The 8,383-nt window shown below is 70.0% G+C and carries 8 protein-coding genes; all 8 read right to left on the minus strand.

The genetic code is table 11. The features are described 5' to 3' along the window. Nucleotides 1-244: DUF4235 domain-containing protein (locus ACFWFI_RS37980; protein WP_387399599.1), on the minus strand; the 244-nt coding region annotated here is incomplete at its 3' end. After that, nucleotides 241-720, minus strand: a complete 480-nt coding sequence (locus ACFWFI_RS37985; protein ID WP_387399602.1) for a DUF3618 domain-containing protein — start codon at nucleotides 718-720, stop codon at nucleotides 241-243. The genes ACFWFI_RS37985 and ACFWFI_RS37980, both read right to left, overlap by 4 nt. Then, entirely contained in the window at nucleotides 717-1,130 is a 414-nt protein-coding gene (locus tag ACFWFI_RS37990; RefSeq protein ID WP_387399604.1) for a phage holin family protein, read from the minus strand. The genes ACFWFI_RS37985 and ACFWFI_RS37990 overlap by 4 nt, the downstream gene beginning before the upstream one ends. A 674-nt stretch (nucleotides 1,131-1,804) precedes the next feature. Further along, a complete protein-coding gene (locus tag ACFWFI_RS37995) occupies nucleotides 1,805-3,043 on the minus strand; it encodes a cytochrome P450 (RefSeq protein ID WP_387399606.1) in 1,239 nt (412 codons plus the stop codon). Nucleotides 3,044-3,266: 223 nt separating this feature from the next. Next, complete coding sequence (locus tag ACFWFI_RS38000) at nucleotides 3,267-4,463, minus strand: NAD(P)/FAD-dependent oxidoreductase (RefSeq protein WP_387399608.1); 1,197 nt, start codon at nucleotides 4,461-4,463, stop codon at nucleotides 3,267-3,269. Beyond that, on the minus strand, nucleotides 4,460-4,660 hold the full coding sequence (locus ACFWFI_RS38005; protein ID WP_387399610.1) for a ferredoxin: 201 nt from the start codon (nucleotides 4,658-4,660) through the stop codon (nucleotides 4,460-4,462). The genes ACFWFI_RS38000 and ACFWFI_RS38005 overlap by 4 nt, the downstream gene beginning before the upstream one ends. Before the next feature lie 41 nt (nucleotides 4,661-4,701). Further along, on the minus strand, nucleotides 4,702-5,355 hold the full coding sequence (locus ACFWFI_RS38010; protein ID WP_387399613.1) for a TetR/AcrR family transcriptional regulator: 654 nt from the start codon (nucleotides 5,353-5,355) through the stop codon (nucleotides 4,702-4,704). Between the two features lie 393 nt (nucleotides 5,356-5,748). Then, a complete protein-coding gene (locus ACFWFI_RS38015; RefSeq protein WP_387399616.1) occupies nucleotides 5,749-8,151 on the minus strand; it encodes a SpoIIE family protein phosphatase in 2,403 nt (800 codons plus the stop codon). Between the last annotated feature and the right edge of the window lie 232 nt (nucleotides 8,152-8,383).

Genomic DNA, 8,383 nt, shown 5'->3' on the forward strand with positions numbered 1-8,383 from the left:
GGCGTCGCGTGGCCACCGCGCCCGACCGATCGACCGCGGCCTTGACCACGGCGAAGATGGCGCCCTGGAGGGCGGCGGCCAGCAGGATCTGCTGCCAGGAACGGTCTTCGTCCGTGGCGTCGGGTGCATCGCCATCACCCTCGATGATCTTCCACGCCTGCTTGAACGCGACACCCGCGATCATGCCGCCCGCCGCGCCGAGGGCCATCCCGACCGGCTTGTAGGCGATCTTGGACGCCTTCATCGGCGTCCCCGGCCGCGACGCACCAGCAGGAAGGCGGCGAGCAGAGCACCGCCCGCGAGGAGCGACTTGCGGTTGGCTCGTGCGGCCGACGCGGCCCGGCCGGCCTTTTCGAGCAGCGGGTCGGGAGCCTTGTCCGCCGCGTACTGTCCGGCCCGGGTCGCGGTTTCCCGTACCTGGGCCGCGGCCTGGGCTGTCTTCTCCAAGACGGGGTCGGGCGTCTTGTCCTTGACGAGTCGCGTGGCCTGCTCGGCCTTTCCGCGGATCTGGTCGGCCACCAGGGCCGCCTTCTCCGAGGCCTGTTCCCTGGCAGCGGCTGCCTTCTCCTTCGCCTGCGCCTTGACGTCGGCCTTGGCCGCCAGCGCTTCGACGGTCTGCCCGAGTTCGTCGCGGGTGCGCTCGACCTGTTCGCGCAGCTCCTCGGGGTCTGAAGCGTCGGGGACAGGGGTGCCTATGTTGGTCCGGGATTCTTCATTCATCGGTGTGCCCTTTCCTTGATCTCGGCCAGATCGGCCTTGACGCTGTCGACGGTCCGCTCGGGGGCGGGGGAGCCGGCCTGGGCGATCTGCTTCTTCCCGGCCAGGGCCGCCACGGCCGCCACTGCCGCCAGCACCGCCGTGACGATGAGGGCCGACGCCCACACCGGCAGTACCAGCGCGAGAGCCGCGATGCAGGTCGCGATCAGAGCCTGGGCCGCCAGGATGCCGATGAAGCCCGCGGCGCCGAAGAGGCCGCCGCCCTTTCCGAAGCGCTTGCCCTTCTGGGTCATTTCCGCCCGGGCGAGCTGCATCTCCTCGCGGACCAGCTCCGAAATCTGCTGCGAGGCGCGCGAAACCAGCACGCTCACCGAGTCGTCGGTGGCGTGGGTCTGCCGCTCTGCCGTGCTCATGGCTGGGTCACCTTGCCTTCCTCGATCTGTCGGAAACATCGGCTGCCGCACAGAGTCGGAACGGGTCGGTCACGATCTGCCCGGTGCCGTGCCGTCCTCCTGCTCTGTCCTGGGCGGAGGCGTCGGCGTTGCGTCCGACGGCTGAAGGCGATCACCTGTCCGCCGGTGGCGGCAGCACGAAGCGATGGCTCCCGCCGGACGGGTGATGGACCTCGAAGCGAGCCCGCCATGGCGAAACCTCGTCGCTGAGCTGTGTTTGTCGTTGTATCGGCTCGACTACCCCACAACGGCCCCAGCACCCACCTCATCGGGCAGGGCTTCACGTGACGCGGCGTTCCCGCCCGCAGGCCGCCCCGTGCCCGGTGGTTCGCCGTCATCCCCCAGTGCGGGTCGGCTCGCTGTTGCGCGGCGCTGGACGCCCACGGGTTCCCCAGCCCCGGCCGGCCGGGTCCCGCGACCGCTCGGTTCCGTAGGTCGTCGCCCGAGGAGGACTTGGGCGGGCGGCAGGCTGCCCACTCGCCTGCTCTCGTCGGAAGCGGATCCACGCCGCCGCGCCCATGTAAATCCTTCGGGATGGGCACCCGCTTCCGCGGTCACCCGCCCGGGCCGGGTCCGGGGCCTTCCCGGGCCCGGCCGGGGCACTTCGGACAGCGTTGTGGGCCGGTCGGTTCTCGCTACCAGGTGACGGGAAGGGCGTGGAGGCCGTAGATGAGGGCGTCGTACTTGAAGGGAATCGCGTCGAGGCTGTCGGCAGCGCGGAGGGTGGGGATGCGGCGGAAGAGGGCGGGATAGAGGACTTGGAGTTCCATGCGGGCCAAGGGCTGGCCGACACAGTGGTGGCTGCCGGCGCCGAATGCCTGGTGCTGACGTGCATTGCGGGTGATGTCGAGGCGGTCGGGCTCGGGGAAGACCGCGGGGTCGCGGTTGGCGAGTTCGCCGAGGAGGATGACGCCGTCTCCGGCGCGGATGGTGCGGCCGGCGATCTCGATGTCCTCCAGGGCGGTACGGCGTCGGCCGAGGTGGACGATGGAGAGGTAGCGCAGGAGTTCCTCGACGGCGTCGCGGATGACGGCGGGGTCGTCCGTGTCGCGGATCAGGGCAAGTTGCTCGGGGTGCTGCAGGAGCAGGAGCGTGCCCAGACTGATCATGTTCGCGGTGGTCTCGTGTCCGCCGAGGAGGAGGAGCACGCCCATCGTGGCGGCCTGGCGGCGGGTGAGTTCGTCGCTCTCGATACGTGCGCAGAGGCTGGAGAGGAGATCGTCGCCGGGCTCGACCAGCTTGCGGCCGACGAGCTCGTCGAGGTAGGTGGCCAGGTTCGTGTGGGCCGTCCGGCGTTCCTGGGGGGAGGCGACGGCGGAGACGATGGCCTTGCTGTTGATCTGGAAGAACTCGTGGTCCTCGTATGGCACTCCGAGCATTTCGGAGATGACCAGGGAGGGTATCGGCAGGGCGAGGGACTGGACGAGGTCGGCGGGTTTGGGGCCCTTGAGCATGGCGTCCATGAAGTCGTCGGCCATCTCCTGCACGCGGGGACGCATCGCCTCGACCCGCTTGATGGTGAAGGCGCCACTGACCATGCGGCGCAGCCGCGCATGCTCGGGGTCGTCCATCCCCACGAAGCTCAGGTCGGTGCTACCGGCATGGGCGTGCGCCGGGTCCACAGGGCTGGGGAAGCCCGGCCGGGAGAACTCCACGCTCAGACGGGGATCGGACAGCAACGCCTTCTGTTCGGCGTGTCCGGTCACGGCCCAGGGAGTGCTGCCACCCCAGGAGCGGACCGGCGTCAGCGGGCCGTACCCGGACAGCGCCCGCATACCGGGGGAGGGGGCGAATGGGCACTCCGAGGAGCGCGGCGGGGGGAAGTCGGGGACCTCTGGGGCGCTTGCTTCGGAGGTGGCGGGCGTACGTGTCACGGTCTTCTCCGGTGGGGTGGGGACGCCTCAGCCAGTTGGGGGGCGGGAGGCGTGCGCGGATCAGTCAGAGGTGGGCGACGGAAGCGTGCGGGCCCGGCGAGGTGCTGTCACCTCAACTGCGTTCGGGCGGCGGGCTCCAGGGTGGTCACCGTGAGTCCGGTGCTGTGGGTGGGAGGTGGCGTGAGCGGGTGGGGCGGGCCGGAGGTCCGTCGGCGGCCGCTCGTCACCGCGGGGCGGCAGCGGGTGCGGGGGTGTATCTGCCGAGGAGGTGATGGCGGTGCCCGCGGGCCTGTTTGGGCATGTTCCAGCCGAGGACGGCGACGGGGCTGCCATCGCTGTCGAGGTACTGCGCGACGAACCGGCCCTCCTCCGTGCCGCCTTCGACGATGTGCACGGTGGCGGTGGGTGTGGGCAGTCCGTACACCTGGATCTTGACGCCGAGCTGGTCGGTCCAGAAGTAGGGGATGGGGCTGTAGGGGCGGTCCTCGCCCAGGATGTTCGCCGCGACCAGCATCGCCTGCTCGGTGGCATTCGTGCGGTTCTCCAGTCTCAGCGACCGTCCGAGAGCCTCGTGGTGGAAGCGGGCCACATCTCCGGCGGCGTAGATGCCGTCGGCGGCGCGGCAGCGGGAGTCGCACACCACACCGTCCTCGAGCAGCAGCCCGCTGCCGGCCAGCCAGTCGGTTGCGGGGGTGCTGCCGACCGCCGAGACGACGAGATCCGCAGGAATGGTCTCGCCCTCGACCTGGCGGACAGCGGTGACGCGTCCGTCGGTCGTTTCCAGTGCGTCCACCAGAGTGTCCGGACGCAGCCGCACCCCGTGCTCGGTGTGCAGCGCGGCGAGCAGTCGGGCGATGTCGTGGCCCAACTGCGCCTGCATCGGTGCCGCCTGTGGCCCTGTGAGTGTCACGTCGGTGCCCATGAGGCGGGCGGTGGCGGCGATCTCGGCGCCGAGTACCCCGTCCCCGACGACCACGACGCGCTCGGCCTCCAGTAGTTCACCGCGTATCCGTGCGGCGTCGTCGAGGGTACGCAGCACATGAACGCCTGCTGTACCCGACAGACCTGGCAGTCTGCGTGCGTGCAGTCCGGTGGCGAGCACGACGGCTTCTGCTCCCAGCTCCGCCCCGCTCCCGGTGCGCACGGTGCGCGTGGCGGCGTCGAGCGCCAGCGCACGATCGCCGAGGACGAACTCCGTGTCCAGGGCGTCCAGTACGTCACGGGTGCGCAGGTGCGTGCGTTCGGCGTCCCACGTCCCGGCGAGTACCTGCTTGCTCAGGGGCGGGCGGTCGTACGGTGCGCCGGTCTCCTCGCCGATGAGTGTGATCCGCTCGCGGTAGCCCTTGCGGCGGAGGCTCTCCACGACGGAGAGACCTGCGGCGCCGGCCCCGACGACGAGCACGCTCGAAGGCGTGTTCACGCGTCCTCATGGACATGGATGGCGGCGGCGGGGCAGATGCCGGCGGACTCGTGGACCACCTGGTGCTGGTCGGTGGCGGGCGCGGCGTCGAGGAGGATGACGATGCCGTCCTCATCGCGCTGGTCGAACACCTCCGGTGCGATCAACACGCACTGGCCGGCACCGCAGCACTTCTCCTCGTCCACAGTGATCTTCATTCTCTCTCCCTTGTCGGATCGGTCGGTTCCAGGTGGTCTCTTCAGCGGCGGGTGGTGGGAGCGGCGAGGAGTCCCACCAACGCGTCCTCCAACGCGTCGGCGGTGCGCTCCCACGACGTGCCGGGCTCGACCGGGTCCTCGGCCAAGGCGAATTCCCGCTCCGCGCAGGTGTGGGTGATCAGGTGGCGGGCCATGTCCGCGCGCGCGGGGCGGATCTCGGGGGGCACGATGTCGTACAGGCACCGGCCCAGTCCCTGGAGGGTGCGGCGCAGGCTGTCACGAGTGAGGGACTCCTCTGCCACCAGGACCCGCATCAGGGGGTCGGCCATCACCTGCATGGCGAACCGGGCCTGCCAGGAGGGGGCGCCGAGGCCGGCAAGGTGTTCGGTCACCGGGCGCAGCAGACAGCGCACCCAGTCCCGCAGGTCGGTGCTGTCGCCGGCGGCCTCCACGTAGCGCCTGCGGATCACGTCGACGTGTGTGCCGTGTTTGGTCATGATGGCGCGTACGAGCGTCGTCCTGCTCCCGAAGTGGTAGCTGACGGCGGTGTTGTTGCCTTGGCCGGCCGCCTCGCTGATCTGCCGGTTGGACACGTTCGACAGACCGTGCTCGGCGTAGAGGCGCTCGGCCGCCGTCATGATGGCTTCGCGTGTATCGGCCCCGCGGCCGGTGCGAGGCTCGGTTGCGTTCGCCATTCACCGCACCTCGCGCAGCGGGTCCGTGAGTACGCCTTCAAGGCGTCGGAAGGCGTCGGCATCCGCCGCAAGCCTGGTCAGTGGCGCCGCTGAGTTCCCGGTGGCTGGGTGGCCCGGCGGTCGCACCTCATGGGCTCCACTCATGTCTGCCTCCCTGAGTCCGCGCTCTCGATCACTAGACACCACACCCCTATCTAAATCAATCAACTGACTTAATTGGGTGTCATGCCTGACTGGAAACGTGCGCAGGGTCGTCCGGTGCCGCCTGCATTCGATGTACCGGATCGAGGTCCCGGCGGCCCCGCCGCTGCGCGACTCGGACTGAGGCTTCAGGCGGGTGCGCCGCCGCGAGGGAGCCCGTCCGCAAGCGTCTGAACGGCAGCCACGAGCGGCTCAAACGGTCGTGGGAAAAGCCTGTTCGGTCCAGATGGTCTTTCCGGAGCGGGTGTAGCGCGTTCCCCACCTCTGGACGAGTTGCGCGACGATGAACAGGCCACGCCCGCCCTCGTCGTCCTCGCCGCTGTGGCGCAGGTTCGGTGAGGTGTGGCCCGCGTCCGCGACCTCGCACAGGAGGGTGCGGTCACGAATGAGGCGTACGTGGAGAGGTCCTTCGGCGTACCTGACCGCGTTGGTCACCAGCTCGCTGACGACGAGCTCGGTCGCGAACGACAGCTCGTCGAGGCCCCAGCGGTGCAGCTGTTCGGTGGCCAGCTCCCGGGCACGGCCGGCGGCGACCGGTTCTGCGGTCAGCTCCCATTCGGCCACCTGCGAGGTGTCGAGCTCGCGGGTGCGGACGAGGAGCAGGGCGGTGTCGTCGGCCGTCGAACCGGCCGGCAGGAGTTCCGTCACGGCTCGGTCGCACAGTTCTTCGAGCGATGCGTGCCGGTCGCTGAGCACGCGTCCCAGGGTGTCGAGTCCGTGGTCGATGTCCCGGTCACGGGACTCGACCAGGCCGTCGGTGTAGAGGGCCAGCAGGCTGCCTGCCGGCAGCTCGATCTCCATGGGCTCGAACGGGAGGCCGCCTAGACCGAGGGGCGGACCTGCCGGCAGGTCCGGGAAGGACGCCCGGCCGTCCGGGCCGACGATCGCCGGTGGGAGGTGCCCGGCCCTGGCCATGACGCAGCGCCGCGACACCGGGTCGTAGACCGCGTAGAGGCAGGTCGCCCCGGTGGTCACATCGGAGTAGGCACCGTCGGGTCCGTCCGGCCCGCCCCACTGGTCCTCCGCCGACTGACCCACCAGGTCGTCGAGTCGTGACAGCAGCTCGACGGGATCCATGTCCAGCTGGGCGAACGCGCGTACGGTCGTACGCAGCCGCCCCATGGTGGCGGCTGCCTGCAGACCGTGACCGACCACGTCCCCGACCACGAGACCGACCCGGGTTCCGGAGAGCGGAATGACGTCGAACCAGTCACCGCCGACCCCTGTCATGTCGTCCGTGGGCAGGTAGCGGTAGGCCAGGTCGACCGCCGACTGCTTCGGGACGTGTTGCGGCAGCAGCTGGCGCTGGAGTGCCAGCGAGGCGGTGCGTTCACGGGTGAAGCGGCGAGCGTTGTCGATGGACACCGCAGTACGGGCGACCAACTCGTCGGCGAGCGCCACTTCGCCGCTGTCGAAGACGGCCGAGCGGGTGCCGCGGAAGAAGGTGACGAGCCCGAGCGTGCTGTTCCCGGCCCGCAGCGGCACGACCAGAACCGTGTCGTCGAGCACGAGCCCGCCGGAGGAGAGGCTGCGATCCTGCGGCGAGCCGGACGGGTACTCCACGGGTGAGTGGTTACCGGGCGGAGGGGAAAGAGGCTGCCGTCCCGGCTTCCGCCGGTCGGCGTCCCCGGCCGAGCGGTGGGCGACCCGTACCAGAGACATGGCCGCCGCGTCGCTGGTGGCCGGCACCTCGCCTTCCAGCACCGCCCTGGAGAGGTCGACCGTGACCGTGGAGGCGAACTCCGGTACCGCCACCTCAGGGATCTTCTCGGCCGTGGCGAGCACATCGAGGGCGGTGCCGATTCCGCGGCCCGCCTCGACGAGCAGGGCGAGCCGCCGCTGGGCCTTGTGGCGATCGGAGATGTCGAAGGTGTCCTCGCACACTCCGAAGACGTGTCCGTCGGAGTCCTGGAGCCGGTAGTAGGCACAGGACCAGAGGTGGTCCGTTTCCGGGTCGCTGGGCGGCCGGGCCTGGAAGTGCAGGTCCAGAAATGGCTCTCCGGTGTCCAGCACATGCCGCATGACCGCGTCGAGAGTGGGCGGATGCCCCTTGGTGACGAAATTTCCCTCGGAGTACAGCTCATCGGCCCGAAAGCCTCGGAACTCGGCGAACGGCCGTCCGATCTCCTGTTCGTACGCCGCGTTGCACCAGGTCAAGCGCAGGTCGGTGTCGTAGATGGCCAGGCCGACGGGTGACTGGGTGGCCAGACCGTGCAAAAGGGCCAGCCGGGATTCCCAGAGCCGGAGATCCTTCAGCTCCGTCATGACGAGGACGCGCTCCGCCGCGCCGGCACCCGGCAGGGGACACACCGCGGCGGCGACGATCAGCTCACGCCCGTCCCGGTGCAGGGCGGCACGGACTTCGTTTCCCCGAAACCGGGCGGGAGGCGGGGGGACGGAGGGTGTCGGGGCAGGTGACAGGAACGCGGTCAGGGGCCGTCCGACGATTTCGTGCGGCGGGTAACCGAGGAGCCGCTCCGCCGCGGGGCTCCACCCGATGACCGTGTCCTGGGCGTCGAGAACCGCCGTGGCCGCCCTGGTGACGTCGAGGGGACCACGAAAATCGGCACTCTGCTCCGCTTTCCATGCAGTCATGGCGCCAAACCAGCCCCGTTCATCCCCTTCAGAATCCGCTGTCCCCGGGGCAGGCACAACCGCGGTCATGCTCCGCAGGCTCGGTTCCACCACCTGGGCCGTCACGATCGAACGGTCCGGAGGCCTGGATCTGGACCGAGTGGGGAGGGGAGAGGATATTGGCCTGCGGGCCGAGCCCCCACTGACGGCGGACAGAATGCGAGCGGCGTTGCGGGCGCCGGGGTGCTGCGCG

The organism is Streptomyces sp. NPDC060209 (assembly GCF_042728155.1).
GTDB lineage: Bacteria > Actinomycetota > Actinomycetes > Streptomycetales > Streptomycetaceae > Streptomyces.

What these genes read in the sequence shown, in the direction of transcription:
- ACFWFI_RS37985 (WP_387399602.1), bottom strand. Translation starts at nt 720, where the DNA reads ATGAATGAAGAATCCCGGACCAACATAGGCACCCCTGTCCCCGACGCT.
- ACFWFI_RS37990 (WP_387399604.1), bottom strand. Translation starts at nt 1,130, where the DNA reads ATGAGCACGGCAGAGCGGCAGACCCACGCCACCGACGACTCGGTGAGC.
- ACFWFI_RS38005 (WP_387399610.1), bottom strand. Translation starts at nt 4,660, where the DNA reads ATGAAGATCACTGTGGACGAGGAGAAGTGCTGCGGTGCCGGCCAGTGC.
- ACFWFI_RS38010 (WP_387399613.1), bottom strand. Translation starts at nt 5,355, where the DNA reads ATGGCGAACGCAACCGAGCCTCGCACCGGCCGCGGGGCCGATACACGC.
- ACFWFI_RS38015 (WP_387399616.1), bottom strand. Translation starts at nt 8,151, where the DNA reads ATGACTGCATGGAAAGCGGAGCAGAGTGCCGATTTTCGTGGTCCCCTC.